Here is an 18949-nt window from a genome sequence, read left to right on the forward strand (position 1 = left end):
CTTCATAAAAGAAATTAATAAGCAAAAATTCACTTGCGGCGTGGATTAGCAGTGGTATCATTCGGGTATTACAAAAAGTAAAGGGCAATTTTACTATGACCAAAGCACCTGTTGCTCCTGTGGTGCTAGTCATTTTAGACGGATGGGGCTACTGCGAGGAAAGGCGAGGAAACGCTATTGTTGCTGCTAAAACTCCAATCGTGGACAGTTTATGGGCAGCTTACCCGCACACCCTCATCCACACTTCAGGAAAAGCCGTAGGGTTGCCAGAGGGTCAAATGGGCAACTCGGAAGTTGGTCATTTGAACATTGGTGCTGGGCGAGTGGTACCGCAAGAACTTGTACGCATCTCCGATGCAGTCGAAGACGGTTCTATTGCCTTAAACCCAGCACTTGTCAAAATTTGCCAGGAAGTTCGTTCTCGGAATAGCAAGCTGCATCTAGTCGGGCTTTGTTCTGAGGGAGGGGTACATTCGCATATCACCCATCTATTCGGACTACTTGACTTAGCCAAAAACCAGCGAATTCCAGAAGTTTGTATTCACGCTATCACCGATGGTCGTGACACCGCCCCAACTGACGGTGTAAGAACAATCGCACTGCTGCAAGATTATATAGACCGCATAGGAATTGGGCGCATAGTCACCCTCAGCGGTCGCTACTACGCGATGGATCGCGATCACCGCTGGGATCGGGTCAAACGCGCCTACGACATGATGATACAAGATAGTGTTGGTAATGGTCTCAAGGCTGTGGAAGTCTTGCAAGCATCTTACGACATAGGGATAAAAGATGAATTTGTCAACCCCATCCGAATTGCTCCCGGCGCAATACAACCAGGGGATGGGGTGATATTTTTCAACTTCCGCCCCGATCGCTCCAGACAACTGACTCAAGCTTTAGTCAGTCCCACATTCAATGGTTTTGAAAGACAGCAAATCACACCGTTGTCCTTTGTCACCTTTACGCAGTATGATTCAGACTTACCCGTGGCTGTAGCCTTTGAGCCTCAGAATCTCAGTAACATTCTGGGAGAAGTTATAGCCAATCATAGTTTGAATCAGTTCCGCACCGCTGAAACAGAGAAATACGCCCACGTCACCTATTTCTTTAATGGGGGTCTGGAGGAACCTTTTCCCGGAGAAGATCGGGAATTAGTAAGCAGCCCGATGGTAGCGACTTACGACCACGCCCCAGCGATGTCAGCAGCAGCAGTTACAAATGTAGCGATCGCTGCGATTCAAAAGGGTACATATTCTCTAGTTGTGATTAACTATGCCAACCCAGACATGGTAGGGCATACTGGTCAAATCGACGCTACCATTACAGCAGTTGAAACAGTCGATCGCTGTTTGGGTCGCCTATTAGAGAGCGTTATCAAAGTCGGCGGTACAACAATTATTACTGCCGACCACGGCAACGCCGAGTATATGCTAGATAATGGGGGTAATCCCTGGACAGCCCACACCACTAACCCAGTCCCCTTCATCTTGGTGGAAGGAGAGAAAGTCAAAATCCCTGGATATGGTACAAATGTCGAACTGCGAAGCGATGGCAAGCTATCCGACATTGCCCCTACAATTTTAGAGATTTTACAGCTGCCTCAGCCACCAGAAATGACCGGGCGATCGCTGCTGAAAACAGCAGAATACGAGCTACAACGTACTCGCACTCCCGTACAAGTAGGGCTGTAAAAGATTGCTGAGTAATGAGTTAGGAGTTTACTAAAAACTCCTAACTTCTGAATTCTGAATTCTGTTTTTTAAAACTTGTTATAAACGAGATTCCTACCATGACAGTTACTAATATCGTACAAGGCATTTGGGCATTTTCCGCCATTGGTTTGATTATCTTAGTTTTGCTGCATAGCCCTAAAGGTGATGGTGTTGGGGCGATTGGCGGACAAGCCCAGCTATTTAGCAGTACTAAAAGTGCAGAAAATACCTTAAACCGAATTACTTGGGCATTGACAGTAATTTTTCTTGGTTTGACAGTAGTTTTAAGTGCTGGTTGGCTGCCTAAATAAGGATAGGTAAATGGGAAAAAGAACCCAACACCCGATATTTAAAACTCTAATAAATTTAATTTCACGGCGGTTAATTACAGCTCTTGCCTTATTTCTTGGCATAGGGCTGTTAATAGTTTTTACTAATCTCCAGTCGAGTGATGGATTGACAGGAATACCAGAGCATGTATATCCAGACTTAATAATCTCTCTCCCCACTTCATCTTCCCCAAAACCCCATCCCTTACCGCCCACACTCGCACAGTGGCAAGATAGCACTAACAGTGGTGACTACTTTTCCCAAGTTACAACAACCCAAGTAGGTTATTTAGTTTGGTCACAATTTCCTGTTAAAGTTTACGCAGAACCACCAAAATCAGTCAGTGAAAAACAAGCTCAAGCATGGGTTAATGGTGTCTTGCAGGGTGTACAAGAGTGGAGTACTTATTTACCTTTAACAGTAGTCGAACAGCCAGAAATTGCTGATATTACAATTGTGCGAAAAACGCCACCTCTACAGATTTCTTCTGGTAGTAATATACCTCGTGCGCGATCGGCACAAACTACTTACGAGTTATACACCAGTAACAAAGTTTTATCCCACCGCTTCACCATCTTGCTAAGTCCTAGTCAAACAGGTGAGTATCTAATTGCAGCAGCCCGCCACGAATTCGGTCATGCGCTAGGAATTTGGGGTCATAGTCCGTTACAAACTGATGCTTTATACTTTTCTCAAGTTCGTAACCCGTCAACTATTTCTTTCAGAGATGTAAATACTCTAAAGCGGGTTTATGAACAGCCAACCAGTTTAGGATGGTCTTTAGTGGATAATTCAGCGACTTAATTTTATGATGTTGCTGAGTTAAAATATAAATATGTTTTGTGTAAAAAATCAAAATTTAAGATTAAAGCAACCAATTTTTATCCAAAATTTGCTCTAAGGTATAAGGACATAATTCAGGTAAATTGGTTAAATTTGTTTTAGCTTTAACATAATCTAAGCCATTGCTATAAATTATGCTGAAATTTTCCTCTAAATAATTGCGTAAATTGGCACTTAAATCTTCATTTACTTGGTTCCGAAAACTAATAATTTCCGCACTCCAATGATTAGCATTTCTTGGCTTTTCTAAATCCCAATATTGATAAAGTAATAAATGTCTAATAATCTGTTCCAATAAACTTCTTACTCGCCTTTTCTCATTTTTAGCCAAATCTTCCAATTCTTCTATTAAGTTTTCATAGTCAACGTCTGCTAATTGTCGATTTTTGAGACATTTAATAGTCTCCTCTAACCATTGCAGGTAATTGGATTCATATAATGTTTTTATGTCGATGATTGCAGTCATTTGTTGATTTTGTAGCTTTAATTTACTGTTATTTATTATTTCATGTTAACTAATTTATTAATTTTTGCCGATAATTGCCCAGAAAAAAAAGATACACAGCACTCATAAGTTAAGTCAGAAGATATCCAGCGACTCCCAGAAGAACAACCAACCAAAAGTTCTACACTACCGTCTGTCAGTAATCCAAGTCTCTCGCTGTTGCCCCTGAATCGACTGTACAATTCCAAACCTTTCCTCAATTTGGCGTGGCAGAGTGAATGTCCCAAAGAGGTAAACGCAAGTTTCTTCAGGTTGATCTGTCAAAACACGAACTCTGGCTTCGTTATCTTGTAAACGCTCTATGAAAATAGATGCACAAATTTCAACATCTTCAGGAATCTCATATACTTCCTTTGAAAAGATAAATCTCTTCTCCAAACTATTTGCAATTTGGTCAATAACGTTTTGTTCGGGTAACGGATTTGTGAAGCAATAGATATATGTTCGGCAGCACTTTCCATCTTCTAGCTGCTCTAAGTCAGGGATATTTCTCAACTTTATCTGACTTGCGTCATACTTCATTTCGTGAACTCTAGATATCTTATAAAACTGGTAAGAGAATTCTTAGTCAGGCATCTGCATTCATAAAGTAACAAATCATTGCATAACTAGAATACTAGCCAATACTGCCTAACATTGTTACCCGATCGCACTCATTACCATCTGAAAATTTCCAGTGCGATGGCACTTTTTCCCTTTCCCTACGCTCTACGACTTAGCGGTAGAGGTCGCTGTGCTAAAACTCCTTTATAAAGTTCTTCCAGCAGACTAATATTTTTACTAAGGGTATAGCGGTCTAATACACGCTGTCTAGCTTTTTGCCCCAGTAAGGTTGTTAATTCTGGATGGTCTTGCAACACTGGTAAGAGGGTTCTTAATTGCGATCGCGCTGTTTTGGTACTAATAACTACACCCGCACCCTTTTCCAATACTTCTCCATCTGCACCCACATCTGTTGCTAAACAAGCCAACCCACACGACATTCCTTCTAACAGAGATAAGGACAAACCCTCAACCAATGAAGGCAAAACAAATACATCTGCGCCCCGCAAAATTTCGATGCGTCGGTCTTCATCAGCGACAAATCCCAACCAGATAATGCCGTATTCTGAACCAAAAAACGGCTCTAAGGAAGACTTCAAAGGACCGTCACCAACAATTAGCAACTTACTACCAGGCGCCATTGCCGACTGCTTCCAAGCTCGGAGGAGAGCTTCGACATTTTTCTCTGGCGCTATGCGACCCTGATAAACAAACAAGCGTTCGGCTTTTAATTCTGCTTTGATTTGAGAAAATCCTGGAGAATACTTGGCGGTATCAACACCGTTGGGAATTACGGCAATATTTTCTTCTCTTACGCCCATCCCTGCCAATAATTCTCGCTGAATTTGGGAAAATACAATCACGCGATCGTAGTTAACTAAAAAAGGTGCGTAGAGCTGATAAGCCAAAAGTTGTGTTCCTGATACCAGCTTTGCCCCTTTGCCAGCAAATGGTGTGTGAAAAGTAGCAACTAAGGGCAACCTCAGTTCTTCACAGATTTCCGGTAGAAAAAAGTCCAGAGGAGATAATGTCAAGGAAGCATGGACTACATCTGGTTTGATTTCCCGCAGTGAATCGGTTAAAACTTTGGTGGCTTTAAAAGTGGGAATTGTGTAAACCTGGGACTTGTAAATGAAAGGTAGGGAAACCTCTCGAAGATTTGGCCAATTATCAGGTTCAGACTCTTCCTGGGCGAAGTGAAGAAAGCTAACTTGATGTCCCCTATCTAGCAAGGCATTTGTAATTTCTCGACTGTAGGTGACATTGCCGCAAAAAGGTGATTTTTTTCCAATCCAGGCTATACGCATTCTTTATTTAGCTGTAAGAAAAGCAGGTTTAATCTTATTACTTGTGTGTCCTTTGTGATTTTTCTTTTATCTAGCTATACTTGCTGGTTTTTTTATTTATTAAAAATTTCCACAAGTTTCTACTAGTTTAAAAGCTTATTATCAGCTGATTAAACCAGTAAATTTATGGCTTTATTTATTTTAGTTATAAGTTGTTAATTTCTGATATTTAAACAACTTATTCTGACTAATGTCAGATTCATATCCGGCAAGTATGTGATAAATTTTCACTGGCAACAGTTTACCATGAACACAAAAGCTTTAAGTAAATTATTAATTACGTCAAGGTAATGAATAATAACTACTATTAGCTGATAACTACTTGTGTGAGTTATACCAAGTTAATATACCTCCTGAAAAGACGATCGCAGCTAATCCCAAAAAAACAACCTGTAATCCCAGAAAGGTTTCTGCGACACCAGCTAATGCTAAAGGTAAGGAAAGGGCAATATTAATTACATTGTTTTGCAAGCCAAAAACTTTACCACGCATTTCTGGAGGTGTTTCTGTTTGGATTGCAGTTTGCATAGGAATTCCCACTAGTGCCCCAAAGATACCCACTAGCGCCACCAGTAACAATACGAGCCACAGTTGAGTTGTAAATACTGACAGACCAATCAGGGATGCTGCCATACCCATACAACCATACAGACTTAGCTGAGTATAGGAGAAGCGTTGACCAAATTGACCGAGAATTGCTGCTCCACCAGCGATGCCAACACCGCCAGCTGCTAATAAAAAGCCAAACTGAGAGGCTTTCATGTTGGGAATTATTTCCGCCATCCGAACGGCTAAAACAGTTAATGCTGCAAAGACAGAAAACAAGATAATCAGTTGAAGCAAAGCATTGCGGACGCGCTGATTTGCTTTGAGATAGGCAAAACCGTCTCGCAAGTCAGAGAATACGTGAGGGAATTCCGTATCGGGGTGGTGGTGTTTTTCCTTAGTTGCCAGGAGGAACAAAATTAGTCCTGCGATCGCATAACTACCACCGACTAAAAATTCTTTGCCCAAACTACCACTACCACCAATTTGCAGCCAAAGTCCATCTGCGATCGCCAACAATGGTTCTCCAACAGCAAACCCAACAATCACCGATGCCATCATCGTTGTCGTATAAAGCGAATTTGCTGAGAGTAAATCCTGTTCTTTTACGATTAAAGGAATTGCCGCCTGTTCCGCTGGTGCAAAAAACTGCGTCAAAGTCGAAACTAAAAAAGTCACACCCAGAATGATCAAAAAACCCACTGGCAGTACTCCTATGGGTTTCCAGTCATGAGTCAACCACAGCAGGAAGGGAATTGACAAAACCAGGATGCCACGCCAAATATTTGTTGCCACCAGCACAGCCTTTTTCGACCAGCGATCGACAAACACGCCAGCAACGGAACCAAACAATACGGCTGGAATAGTAAAAGCCATCATCAAGACTGATACCCAACCACTAATACTCTGATTGCTTCCTTGAAACTGAGTATTAATCAAGGCAATCATCAGCACCAAATAAACTTTATCTGCTAGTTGGGAGAAAACTTGACCGCCCCAAAGAGCCAAGAAATTAGGATTTTTTAATACAGGTAAAAATCCTAGCTGTTTTACATTCCCTGCAATAGCTTCTCCACCTGAACCAGAGGCATCTAATTTCGGTAATTCTTTTTCTGGAATAGTGGCTATTGGCAAATTTTGCCCATTACGAACGCCATTGCTATCTATCTCAGCAGTGGTTAATTTATCCTCAGATTGTGTTTCTGATTGGCTTGGAAGATCAGTTTTTGGGATCTCCTCTGTCCAATTTTGATCGTTATTAGAAACATCTTTTGGGGACATTTCTTGGCCATTTATTTGACTAGGTGTAGACTTGGGAACAGCACTCAAGTGATTCCTGACTGTAGGATCTGATACCCTATTCTGTTTTTTGGCGGGGCTTGGTGACAAAGGCAGGATTTTTTTATCCAAATCAGACGGTTGCATCATGGTTGGCAGCAAAATAAGAGTCGATCAACGTAGCAGAGCGAATAGGGCGACCTAATTGATATTGAGCATACTGGCGCAAAATCTGCTCAACAGATAACCAGTCATAATCTCTAGCACCATCAATTTGCATTATCTCTGGTTGTGACAGCTGTTGAAGCAAAGCTAGTTCCATAGCACCCAAACGACTAGAAATCACAGGTATTTCTTGCCGATGCACAACAACTGTTTGGGCATTGGGGAGCCAGTGCGTTGCGGAGGTTCCCGACGCTCGAGTACTCGCTAACGCTGCGCTATCCGTTGAAGCAACTGGCGTCATTGCAGATGGGGCACTTGTACTGAGCGTAGCCGAAGTATTGGGCATTGGGTATTGGTTATTAATCTCCCCCTGCTCCCTTGCTCCTCTGCTCCTCTGCCCCTCTGCCCTTATCTCCCTTTCCCCTTCTTTTCGTAAACGTTCCCTAGCTTCTAAGGAAACCGTTCCACCCGCAGGGATACTAAATCCTACCTGCCAGTTGGGGTCTGTGAAGTTTGGCTTAAGGGAACGTTGAGATAGGCAGCAGATTTGCACTTGTGGCGTCAGTCCTGCTAAGGCTAAAAGGTGAAATACACCATGAGCCAGATGAGCCAAAACAGCAGATGGATTTGCACTAGACATCGCCTCTAAGCGATGGAGATGTTCATTGAACAAATCATAAAGTTCTTCTTGGGGTTGTTCGCTCAAAGCTTCACACAGAACTATTTCTGCTAAATATTGACTGGCAGCCAGTTTTCCCAAATTTTTAGCTAAACCAGGATAAGTTTTTAACGTCTGTGCTTGAGTAATTTTATCAAGCGATCGCCCTTTGGCAATCAATAGTTCATTCACAACAAACATTCCACTCCTACCGCCCAGGCTGGAGTTGTGCTTACGTGACCCTGGAGCCACGGCTCGAATTAGACCGAATTCTCGTGTCAAAATCGTCACTATTTTATCCGATTCTCCTAGCGCCTGGGTTTTAAGATTAATACCAGTTGCTTTGTAGGTTCTACTCATTAGTCATTAGTCACTAGTCATTAGTAGTTATTAATCATTGCTCAAGGGTCATTAGCTTAGGACAAATGACAAATGACAAAGGACAAATAACTATTCACCCTTTCCCAAGTTATCGCGCTGGCGGATCAAATCCATACCGCGAGATGTGCCTAATCTAGTAGCACCCGCTACGATTAAGTCTAGGGCTTGATTGATAGTGTGAATACCACCTGAAGCTTTAATTCCTACCCTTTCTTTTGCCAATTCTTGCAAAAGTCGCACATCTGCCACAGTTGCACCACCATTCCAACCTGTACTAGTTTTTAAGAATGCTGCTCCTGCCTCCATAGCTATTTCAGCAGCTACTTTTTTTTCCGCATCTGTCAACAGGTTAGTTTCCAAAATTACCTTGACTGTTTGCCCAGTCTCTTCACAAATTTCGGCAATCTCTCGGTGGACTTTTTCAGTTTTGCCAGCTTTTAACCAGCCCAAGTTCATGACTACATCCAACTCAGTGGCCCCACTATCCGCCGCTTCTTGAGCTTCATACAGTTTCACTGCTGAAGTCGTTGCACCAGAAGGAAAGCCTATCACTGTACAAACTTTCGGGTTTTTACCGTGGAGGAGTTCGACTGCTTGCTTTACATGAGCAGGAAACAGACAAACCGCCGCAAAGTTAAATCTATATGCTTCTTCACACCATTGCTCAACCTGCTCTGGAGTAGCCGTTGGCATTAACAGGGAGTGATCGATAAATGGCGCAATATCAATGTCTGGATAGTCTGCTGCCATTGTGTCTTCTGCCAGTGATTGATTATTAAACTTTATAAAAAATTAAAACATTTCTTATATATATATTAAACCACATTTATTACGAGTTTATCCTGAAAACAAGCTGCTGAATTGTCTTTAATATTGGCTTTACAGATATCCCGGAATTCCTGCAAGTATTTAAGTTAACCCTAAGTAGTAGTATTACTAGGAATATCAATAGGATTTTTTATGCTATTTATTAAGAAGTTAATAATAGTTTGAGCTAATGCCTGCGATGCCAAATATGGGACACCATTACCAATAGTTTTAAACATATTAGTAAGTGACATTTTTTCTGGAAGTACAAAATTTGCAGGCAAAGATTGGATAGCTAAGGCTTCTGCTACAGAAATTCGTCGGACTTTGTAAGGATGTAAATGTACTTCATTATTTCCATAGCAAGCTGTCGGAGAGTAACGCCATCTATGCAGACGCTTGAAAGACTTTTTAGAATCATCTCCTTCATCAATAGCAGCAAATCTTGTGATACCTGCCCTTGGTTGAAAACAGTTTTCAGCATTAGGATGTTTCACAACGTTATTTTTTCTAAACCAGTATTCAACTGTTAGTTCTTCAGGTATGCCATCAGGACAAGGTATTAGAGAATTTTCTTGAAATGGATCGCACTTACGCCAAGGGGAAGCAAAAACTTTTTCCTGAGGATATAAAATATAATTATCCCAAGGGAAATATTCCTCATGTAGTAACTTTTCACTACCAATTTTAATCCCTATGTCCTGAAGAAAATTATTTTTTAAACCAATTAAAATAATTCTTTCTCTATCCTGGGGTACGCCATATTCGATAGCATTAATTAATCGCTCTGTTAATATGTAGCCTGCTTCATGTAACTTTTGCTTGAGCAATTCAAAAAATAAACGGTGTTTTGTTGTCTTCCATAAACCTTTAACGTTCTCAAATAAAAAGAAATCTGGAAGATTGCGACAAATTAATTCAATATATGAAGCGGAAAGTTTACCATTATCTCCCAAACCTCCTCTATTTTTCCCACCAATAGAAAAATCAGGACAGGGAGGCCCACCGATGAAACCAATTATATTATGAGATTTGCGGCAGTCTTTGACTAATTCTTGAAGGTATTGTGCTTCTTTTCCAACAATAAGTTTTGTTACATCTGCTGCTTCACCGTGATAATATCCATATTCAGGCGATCGCATTTTCAGAACTTCTCGTGAATGTCGATAGGCGGCGATAAATGGGGCGAAGATTTCATTAACATAAACAATATTAAAACCGCTGGTTTCAAAACCTAAATCAAGGAAACCTGAGCCAGCAAAAAAAGAGAAAATACAAGGGCGATCGCTCATTGAATTACTAGTACGAGCAAAAAGTATTATTAGTATTCAGATTCTAGGAAAATAGGTTATCTGCGTCACTTATAGAGAGAGTTAATACTAACTATCCCAATTTGGTTTTAAGGGTTAGTAAAATCTAATATAGGAATCCGGTTTGATTCCTGAATTTACTTGCGTGGGCAGGGAATAGGGAATAGGGAACGGGGAAAAGGAAAGAAGGGATAGATTCGTACTGAGTCTTGTTCAAAAATCAAATAGGAGTCCTATATACTTAGGCTTTCTACGTAAGTACAATCAAAAAATAACAATTGAAAAACTGCTGAAATAGTAAAAAAAATTTACAGTACCCCTAAGTATTACATCTCAAAGTTTACTCAATCTTTAAGGAAAATACCTGACAGAAAAAGAGTCTAGAGTCACAATTAAATATAGGGGTTTACAAGCCCAAATGATATTCCAGACAAATATTTGTCATTAAATAAAAAACCGGGGTACTTCGGACTAAATTTTATGCGGATTTTAATTTACTCCTATAACTACTATCCAGAACCGATTGGTATTGCCCCACTGATGACTGAATTAGCAGAGGGACTAGTGAAACGTGGGCATGAAGTGCGTGTAGTTACCGCTATGCCCAACTACCCTGAGCGGCAAATTTACCAGGAATATCGGGGCAAATGGTATGTCAACGAATATAAAAATGGCGTTCAAATTCAACGCAGTTACGTTTGGATTCGTCCACAACCTAACCTATTAGATCGGGTGTTATTAGATGCTAGTTTCGTAGTCACTAGCTTTGTACCCGCCCTCATCGGTTGGCGTCCAGATGTGATTCTCTCAACATCGCCATCCTTGCCAAGCTGTGTACCAGTTGCGCTTTTAGGATGGTTACGTGCTTGTCCTGTGATTTTAAATCTACAAGATATCTTACCAGAAGCAGCCGTCCATGTCGGTTTACTGAAAAATAAATTACTTATCCGGTTGTTTACATTCTTGGAAAAATTTGCCTACAGCAGTGCCAGTAAAATTAGCGTCATTGCTGATGGGTTTGTGGACAATTTGCGCTCTAAGGGCGTAGAAGCTGACAAAATTGTGCAAATTCCCAATTGGGTTGATGTAAATTTTATCCGTCCTTTGCCTAAAGAAGATAATGCTTTCCGCACAGCACATAATCTAAACGGCAAATTTGTAGTACTGTATTCTGGTAACATTGCCCTAACCCAAGGCTTAGAAAGCGTTGTCAAAGCTGCTTCTGTCTTGCGCCATATCCCAAGTATTGTCTTTGTCATCGTTGGAGAGGCAAAAGGTCTACAGCGATTGCAACAGGAATGTTTAGACTGCGGCGCAGATAATGTGTTGTTACTGCCATTTCAACCCCGCAAAGATTTACCACAGATGTTAGCAGCTGCGGATATTGGTTTAGTGGTGCAAAAGAAAAATGTTGTATCCTTCAATATGCCGTCAAAAATTCAAGTGCTACTTGCTAGTGGAGGGGCCTTAGTTGCCTCTGTCCCCGACAATGGTACGGCAGCAAGAGCCATTAGGCAAAGTGGCGGCGGAGTTATTGTTCCTCCAGAAGATCCCCAAGCTTTAGCGAAGGCCATTTTAGATTTGTACCAAAACCCCGAAAAAGTCAAAACTCTGGGTTACAAAAGTCGCCAATATGCCGTTGAGCAATATGCTTTTGAGCAAGCTTTAAATCAGTATGAGTCTTTGTGTTACTCATTGACAGCAGATCGTAGAGCAATTCAGTCTACAGGGATAGTTACGAAACAAGAAGTTTAATCTTTGTAGCAAAGTTATGTTGCATCTGTAAAAATTGCAATTATGCCCTCATGTCTAAGTAAAAAAATATGCTAATAGTAACAAATTTTACTAAAAATTATATAACGATAGATAAGTAGGTTTTTAGTGGATTGTTGAACTAAAATCTCACGGCTTCACTTCATTCAATCCGTGGGTAATTGATTAAAAGGTATTTTACAATATTTAATACTTTACATATAAAAATCGCACTTTTGCTAGACCAGTCATTAGTATGCTGTGTTATGTCGTAATTTTTAGCAAACAGTATAAAGCCTAGATATCCCGTTATCTGCGAATTACTAGCTTGACATTACATATTATGCTGTTTGATGAATCTGCGATTATTTTCGCTGTCAATTCCTGCCGAAAAGCTATTGGTTGATTTATCGCTGCACAATAACCATCAGCAATCAGCAGTTGCGGATATCGAAATCTAAACAGCCAATTATCAAACTAAGCCCATAGACCGCTGTTTTTTTGTTAGTATTCAAAAAAACCTATTGACATATTTGTCAGATCAATTGTTTGTTGTTTATAAGTAAATGTGAACAATTGTTTCAAAAGGAAGAAAGCACCTGAGGTTTAATGACTGATTATTTCCAAGGAAATTTCCCATTGCAATCTGTCCCACTGACGAAGAGTGCGGTAATAAGCCACGGCCAAACCGAAGAGGCGAGCGAAAAATTAGCTGCAACGATCGCGATTGCGGCATCAGACCGCAAAGCGGGTGAGATATTATTGCTCAAAGTAACAGAGGTATCTTATCTGGCTGATTACTTTGTAATGATGACTGGCTATTCTAAGGTACAGGTCAGGGCGATCGCTCAAGCAATTGAAGGAAAAGTCGAAACTGAGTTGCAACGCCGTCCCTTAAGGACAGAAGGCAAAATCGAGGGAAGTTGGGTACTACAAGACTACGGTGATGTGATCGTTCATATCATGATGCCCAAGGAACGGGAGTTTTATAATTTAGAAGCGTTCTGGATTCATGCAGAGCGTATTTCCCTTCCAGAATCTGATGAGGGTGAGGGTAAGCCAACATGATTAAGTCTTCGGTTTCAAATTGCCCAGTTCCTACAGACCAACAACCACTCAATGAATACGAAGAGTTAAAAACTTCCTGGCTGTTTCGTGATACTACTTTAGATTGGCGCGAGTATATCACGAAACTTGTTTGGATTTGGGGTTTATCTTGGCTTTTTGCTGGGCCGATAGCTGCGGCAAGTTTTCCCCCTCACAAGTATATTGCACATTTTCTTCTCTGTGGTGCAGCTGGAGCAAGTGTTGGGTTAGTGCTTATACTAGTAAGGTTGTATTTAGGCTGGTTCTACGTGTGCGATCGCCTTTGTAGTCCCACAGTATTTTATGAAGAGTCCGGCTGGTACGACGGTCAAACTTGGACAAAGCCACAGGAAGTCCTCAACCGCGATCGCTTAATTGTTGCATACGAAATCAAACCCATTCTGCGACGGTTACAATTTACCTTTGCTAGCTTGGCGGGAATGTACGTTATTGGTACTATAGGTTGGCATTTGTTTTAAAGAATTATTGGTCATTGGTCATTAGTCATTAGCTAAAGACTAATGACCAATGACCAATGACTAATTAATTAAAAAAGGTAATAAATATAAACCCATGACAATGGGAAAACGAACTCAAGCCGCAGCACTGGAAGTCCGGTTGCTGCGGGAAGGTATTATTGAATCCAGGCATATAGTCCAAGCTGTTGTCTGCGACGAACGAGGACGGGTTCTAACTGTTGCTGGAAATTCTGAAACTGCTGCATTTATCCGTTCAGCCCTCAAACCGTTTCAGGCACTAGCTGTCACTACAACAGGTACACTGGAACGCTATCAACTCAGCGATCGCGATTTAGCAATTATCACAAGTTCCCATAAAGGAAGAATAGATCAAGTCCGACAGGTATTTAACATCCTTTGGCGGGCGGATCTTGATCCGACTATACTCCAGTGTCCAATTCCTGAAGGCAAACAAAGTCCTCTGGAATACAATTGCTCTGGAAAACATGCAGGAATGTTAGCTGTTTGTCAGCAACGCCATTGGCCCTTGAATAACTACTTGGATCGCAAACACCCAATACAACAGTTAATTTTGGGCAAGGTAGCAGAGTTGCTGCGAATGCCAGCAGCAGAATTTATCAACGCTCATGACGACTGTGGCGCACCAACTTATCTGATGCAACTCGGTCACATGGCATCTTTATATGCACTGCTAGCCTCTAGTACCAACTTGGATATGGAGCGCATTGTCCGTGCTATGACTCATCACCCCGCTATGGTAGCAGGAGATGGAGAATTTGATACGGAATTGATGCGCTTAACTCCAGGAGAACTAGTCAGCAAAAGTGGTGCCGAAGGAGTGCAGTGCATTGGTAGACTCGGTGAAGGTTTGGGATTGGCAATCAAAGTCATGGATGGGGCGAAACGGGCAAAACATGCTGTTGCTATTCACTTACTCCAGCAAATGGGGTGGATTAGTCCCAGCGCCGCCGAAAGTTTATCAGAAAAGTTTGTCACCTTGGGAAAATACAAGCGTTTAGAAGTAATTGGAGAATTATCATTTTTGTAGTTGCCAAACTCTTGACTATAAGTTATACTATAAAAGTTAAGAGCGACGCGGGATAGAGCAGCCTGGTAGCTCGTCGGGCTCATAACCCGAAGGTCAGTGGTTCAAATCCACTTCCCGCCACCAAATAAAATGTAAAACAAAACCCTACAATCAGTGAAGATTGCAGGGTTTTGTTTTATTTTGATCTATTCTGGAAGAAATAGCCATCCAAAAAGCGCGGAGAATCATGGTTGTGAAGTTGCAGCGACCAATTTTAGTGGGAGGATTGGGACTGTCCTTTTCTCTATGGATGTTGGACAGTTGGCACGATTCTATAGTGCAAGCGGGTGAGTTTGGTTTGTTGAGTGCCTTAGCTGTAGGCGGTGGTTTGTGGCTATTTCGGCAAAATCGCCCCAAAGACAGTTTAGAGCAGCTAGATGGTATGAAGGTGGATCGGACAACAGTGGAAAGTGCGATCGCTAAAACTGAAACTGTAATTAACCAACTAGCACAAGAAGCAGAAAACCATCCAGCTTTAGAGACACTCAGAGAACAAGTTACCCAATTGTTGCTGGAATCAGACAGACAACAAATTAAAGTAGCTGTGACTGGCGGGAAATCCGTGGGTAAAAGTACTTTAATTCAATTGTTAGAGCAAATAGAGACACGAAACTTCGTGTCTTTACAAGAAACAGCACCTTTATTTAGAGAAGTGGGAGAAAATTCAGATGCGGCTATTTTGACAGAAGTAGCAAAATCTGATTTTGTTCTATTTCTGACAAACGGTGATTTGACAGACTCAGAATTTCAAACCTTACAGCAACTAAAGGCAGCAAATCAGCCTAATATGCTGGTTTTCAACAAACAAGACCAGTATTTAACCGATGAAAGCGCCAACATCTTTAGTCAATTGAAACAGCGGATGCAGGGAAATGTAGTTGCAACTGCGGCCTCTCCCATTGCCATCAAAGTCCGAAAGCATGAGGTTGATGGTTCTGTGCAAGAGTGGATGGAGCAACCAGCAGCAGATATCCAGCAGTTAACTCAACAGTTGGGTGAAGTTTTAGCACAGCAAAGACAACGGCTAGTTTGGGTAACTACCATGAGGAAAGCCGGATTGTTGAAAGCTGAGGCGAAAAATTGGCTGAATGAAACCAGACGCGATCGCGCCACCCCAATTATTGAACAATATCAGTGGATAGCTGCTGCCGCTGCCTTTGCTAATCCAGTACCAGCCTTTGATATTCTGGCAACTGCGGCAATTAATGCTCAAATGGTAATGGATTTGGGTAATATCTATCAGCAGAAATTTTCCTTGAAACAGGCGCAAACCGTAGCTGGAACAATGGTAAGTTTGATGCTGAAATTGGGTTTAGTTGAACTTTCTACAAAGGCTATTAGTACTGTTCTGAAAAGTAATGCCGTTACCTTTGTTGCTGGTGGCGTAGTGCAGGGAGTAAGTGCGGCTTATCTGACTAGAGTCGCAGGGTTAAGCCTAGTTGAGTATTTCCAACAGCAGGAAATAGCGATAGATTCTGGAACTGGTTTAAATTTGGATAATTTGCGGCAAACTTTGCAAAAGGTATTTCAGCAAAATCAGCAGATTGGTTTTTTGCAGGGGTTTGTTAAGCAAGGTGTGAAGCGTTTGTTGCCAGAGGTGCAGCCGGTTGAAGTAGTTGGTGTTCAAAAGGCAATGGGATAATCTCATACACAAGATTACCAAATTTTAGATTTTGAATTTTGGATTTTGAATTGAATGATTCAAAATCCAAAATTTGTTTCAAACCCTGATTTTAATAGAGGATAAAAATACATAAATGTTTTTATCAAGAGGATTCATCTCTGGGATCGGTCTAAAATCTCAAATCTAAACTTAGCTGACACTTGCGTAGTGCAGTAAATAAACCTAAAATTTACCCAAGCCTATTTTAAGCTTGGGTGTATTTAAGAATATCGTGAGAATTGCAAGTTCTCAAAAAATTGTGAATAAGGATAATTAACTAAACAGCACCACTGTTTCTATTAAACAGAACAGCTATAGTTTTGAAAATTAGCTTTAAATCGTACACTAAACTCCAATTTTTTTGATACTGCAAATCCAGACGAATTACATCTTCAAAACTACGGACTGTAGAACGTCCATTTACTTGCCATTCGCCAGTCATACCGGGTTTTACATCTAAACGTTGCCACTCTGGTACTTCATAGCGTTCCACTTCATCGGGTGTCGGTGGTCGAGTGCCTACTAAACTCATCTCTCCTTTGAGGACGTTCCAAAATTGGGGTAATTCATCAAGACTAGTTCGCCGTAACAAGCGTCCTACCTTAGTAATTCTGGGATCATTCGCATTCTTGAAAAAAGCACCTTGCACTTGGTTCTTAACTTGGGATTTCTTCGCTTCCGCATCCACACACATAGAGCGGAATTTCCAAATTTTAAACTGTTTCCCCATCCAGCCACAACGAATTTGACTAAAGAAAATGGGCCCGGGATCGTTAATTTGAATAGCGATCGCAATTGGAATAAACAAAATTCCTGTAATTAATAAACCAATCACTGACCCGACAATATCTAAGAACCGTTTCATCCAAGATGCCATAGAAGGGTGAGTAGTGGGTAACTGCTCTACTTTACGGGAAGTTGTCTTGCGATTATCTACTACGTCATCTTGTTCTATTAACGACCGATCCCCTAGAAGCTCTAGAGGAAAAACCTGATCTAACCCTGTGAGTTTTAAGACTGCCATGACTTGAGGTGTTACATTCCGCAGTGTTAATGTAATCCCCTGAGTTTGAGCGTATTTAAAATTACTTACTAGGGCACCTAAACCACTACTATCGATAAAAGTAGTTTGGTGAAAGTCAATGATGATTTGCTTGGGATGTGAATTGGGCTGGATTAAGCCTTGGCAGGTTTGCTTAAAGCCTAAAGCCTCCAGCACGCTCAACCGCGTCGGCATCTGTACTATAGCCGTGTCGTTAAGGGAATTAACTGGAAAATCGACCTCTGTCGGTTGGCTAGTCATGAAGCTCTGCACTTTCGTTGCCATGTATAATGTAATCTGCCAAACATTACTTTGTCCTACAAAATTACTGAACCTAATATCGGAATTAGTGGTAATCAGGACTAACTACTATTTACCGGGGCTGAGATTGGAGATCGCTAGCGACGATTCACAATAGAACAAGAAGCCAAAAAACATCCTTGCTGTTGTGCCGACGCAGCGCGATCGCGTTGCTCTGATCAAATGATTGCTAAAAATACGGTTACACCTACCGCACGCCTGATTGAGGTCTTTTCTGCTATTCAAGGAGAAGGACTGAATGTAGGGACACGTCAGATATTTATTCGTTTTGCTTTGTGTGATTTGCGCTGTCACTTTTGTGATAGTGCCCACACTTGGAGTGCACCTACTACTTGTCGGATAGAGCGATCGCCTGGATTGCGCGATTTTGAAATCCACTCTAACCCCATTCCATTACCCATATTAATCGAATGGGTGGAACAGCAAAATCTACCTTGTTTACACGATAGCATTAGCTTAACTGGCGGCGAACCACTTCTTCATGCCTCATTTCTAATGCAGTTTCTACCCCAAGTCCGAGCCATAACTGGTCTACCTATATACTTAGAAACCGGCGGACATCGCCCAGAACAACTAGCAATGATTATCCCATACTTAGACTCTGTAGGTATGGATTTCAAATTGCCCAGTGTTAGCGGCGAAAGTCATTGGCAAGAACATAGTAAATTTCTCCAGTTATGTTATGACTCATATTTAAATGTTTTTGTCAAGATAATTGTGTCTCAAAACACAGATCCCGCCGAGTTGCAACGTTCAGCTTCGTTGGTGGCAGAGGTTAGTCCAGATATCCCAGTATTTTTACAACCTGTCACGCCTTTGGCTGTATCAGAACAATTTTCTCCAGTACCTGTACTTGCGCCTTCCAGCGATCAAGTTTTGACATGGCAAGCTTTGATGAAGGGGTTTGTCAAGCACGTGCGCGTGATCCCCCAAACGCATAAAATGCTGAACCAGTTGTAAAATTTGAGTTTGATAAAGATGTAGTCAAGAAAAAAGTAAGATTTTATGAAATCGTAATTGGGCTGTTGTCGCTAATTAGGGAGGCAGCAGCCTCCTTAGTAGGCAGTCTAATTAGCTAAATCAAAAGTACCA

The 18949-nt window shown here is 41.4% G+C and carries 17 protein-coding genes and 1 tRNA gene; 10 read left to right on the plus strand and 8 right to left on the minus strand.

Annotated elements, in window-relative coordinates; genetic code table 11:
* The first annotated feature begins 95 nt into the window (after window positions 1-95).
* From gpmI to ACFE93_RS05340, 3 genes are all read left to right on the plus strand, one after another.
* Complete coding sequence (gene gpmI, locus ACFE93_RS05330) at window positions 96-1694, plus strand: 2,3-bisphosphoglycerate-independent phosphoglycerate mutase (protein ID WP_375472332.1); 1599 nt, start codon at window positions 96-98, stop codon at window positions 1692-1694.
* A 98-nt stretch (window positions 1695-1792) separates the two neighbouring features.
* Window positions 1793-2026, plus strand: coding sequence for a preprotein translocase subunit SecG (secG, locus tag ACFE93_RS05335; RefSeq protein WP_375472333.1), 234 nt, complete (start codon window positions 1793-1795; stop codon window positions 2024-2026).
* Between the two features lie 10 nt (window positions 2027-2036).
* Window positions 2037-2849: a peptidase gene (locus ACFE93_RS05340; protein WP_375472334.1), complete on the plus strand. Its 813-nt coding sequence runs from the start codon at window positions 2037-2039 to the stop codon at window positions 2847-2849.
* A 61-nt stretch (window positions 2850-2910) separates the two neighbouring features.
* Here the strand turns inward: ACFE93_RS05340 and ACFE93_RS05345 are convergent, their stop codons facing one another.
* From ACFE93_RS05345 to ACFE93_RS05375, 7 genes are all read right to left on the minus strand, one after another.
* On the minus strand, window positions 2911-3354 hold the full coding sequence (locus tag ACFE93_RS05345; RefSeq protein ID WP_375472335.1) for a DUF29 domain-containing protein: 444 nt from the start codon (window positions 3352-3354) through the stop codon (window positions 2911-2913).
* Between the two features lie 165 nt (window positions 3355-3519).
* A complete protein-coding gene (locus tag ACFE93_RS05350; protein ID WP_375472336.1) occupies window positions 3520-3915 on the minus strand; it encodes a hypothetical protein in 396 nt (131 codons plus the stop codon).
* 179 nt (window positions 3916-4094) lie between these two features.
* Window positions 4095-5243: a glycosyltransferase family 4 protein gene (locus ACFE93_RS05355; RefSeq protein WP_375472337.1), complete on the minus strand. Its 1149-nt coding sequence runs from the start codon at window positions 5241-5243 to the stop codon at window positions 4095-4097.
* Between the two features lie 357 nt (window positions 5244-5600).
* Window positions 5601-7253 carry an MFS transporter gene (locus tag ACFE93_RS05360; RefSeq protein WP_375472364.1) on the minus strand — a complete coding sequence of 551 codons (1653 nt, stop codon included), beginning with the start codon at window positions 7251-7253 and terminating at the stop codon, window positions 5601-5603.
* The gene (gene recO, locus ACFE93_RS05365; protein WP_375472338.1) at window positions 7240-8289 is read right to left on the minus strand and encodes a DNA repair protein RecO; all 1050 of its coding nucleotides are present in this window, start codon (window positions 8287-8289) and stop codon (window positions 7240-7242) included. Before recO ends, ACFE93_RS05360 begins: the two co-directional genes overlap by 14 nt.
* A 90-nt stretch (window positions 8290-8379) precedes the next feature.
* Window positions 8380-9060 (minus strand): deoxyribose-phosphate aldolase, encoded by a 681-nt coding sequence (deoC, locus tag ACFE93_RS05370; protein WP_375472339.1) that lies wholly within the window; start codon window positions 9058-9060, stop codon window positions 8380-8382.
* A 170-nt stretch (window positions 9061-9230) separates the two neighbouring features.
* A complete protein-coding gene (locus tag ACFE93_RS05375) occupies window positions 9231-10409 on the minus strand; it encodes a DNA cytosine methyltransferase (protein ID WP_375472340.1) in 1179 nt (392 codons plus the stop codon).
* A gap of 498 nt (window positions 10410-10907) precedes the next feature.
* Here ACFE93_RS05375 and ACFE93_RS05380 point away from each other — a divergent pair, with 498 nt between their 5' ends.
* The 6 genes from ACFE93_RS05380 to ACFE93_RS05405 all read left to right on the plus strand — a co-directional run bounded on the left by ACFE93_RS05380 (window position 10908) and on the right by ACFE93_RS05405 (window position 16473).
* A complete protein-coding gene (locus tag ACFE93_RS05380) occupies window positions 10908-12182 on the plus strand; it encodes a glycosyltransferase family 4 protein (protein WP_375472341.1) in 1275 nt (424 codons plus the stop codon).
* Between the two features lie 606 nt (window positions 12183-12788).
* Window positions 12789-13247 (plus strand): ribosome silencing factor, encoded by a 459-nt coding sequence (rsfS, locus tag ACFE93_RS05385; protein ID WP_375472342.1) that lies wholly within the window; start codon window positions 12789-12791, stop codon window positions 13245-13247.
* Window positions 13244-13744, plus strand: coding sequence for a CGLD27 family protein (locus ACFE93_RS05390; RefSeq protein WP_375472343.1), 501 nt, complete (start codon window positions 13244-13246; stop codon window positions 13742-13744). Before rsfS ends, ACFE93_RS05390 begins: the two co-directional genes overlap by 4 nt.
* Window positions 13745-13838: 94 nt before the next feature.
* Window positions 13839-14792, plus strand: coding sequence for an asparaginase (locus ACFE93_RS05395; RefSeq protein ID WP_375472344.1), 954 nt, complete (start codon window positions 13839-13841; stop codon window positions 14790-14792).
* 46 nt (window positions 14793-14838) lie between these two features.
* Window positions 14839-14915 (plus strand) — tRNA-Met (locus ACFE93_RS05400).
* 103 nt (window positions 14916-15018) lie between these two features.
* On the plus strand, window positions 15019-16473 hold the full coding sequence (locus ACFE93_RS05405; protein ID WP_375472345.1) for a YcjF family protein: 1455 nt from the start codon (window positions 15019-15021) through the stop codon (window positions 16471-16473).
* A 298-nt stretch (window positions 16474-16771) separates the two neighbouring features.
* Here ACFE93_RS05405 and ACFE93_RS05410 read toward each other — a convergent pair whose 3' ends face one another.
* Window positions 16772-17821, minus strand: coding sequence for a sugar transferase (locus ACFE93_RS05410; RefSeq protein ID WP_375472346.1), 1050 nt, complete (start codon window positions 17819-17821; stop codon window positions 16772-16774).
* A 198-nt stretch (window positions 17822-18019) separates the two neighbouring features.
* Between ACFE93_RS05410 and ACFE93_RS05415 the strand changes: the two genes are divergently transcribed.
* A complete protein-coding gene (locus ACFE93_RS05415; protein WP_375472347.1) occupies window positions 18020-18817 on the plus strand; it encodes a 7-carboxy-7-deazaguanine synthase QueE in 798 nt (265 codons plus the stop codon).
* Window positions 18818-18949: the final 132 nt, after the last annotated feature.

Origin of the sequence: uncultured Nostoc sp., from assembly GCF_964247315.1 — a bacterium.
Taxonomy (GTDB): domain Bacteria; phylum Cyanobacteriota; class Cyanobacteriia; order Cyanobacteriales; family Nostocaceae; genus Nostoc.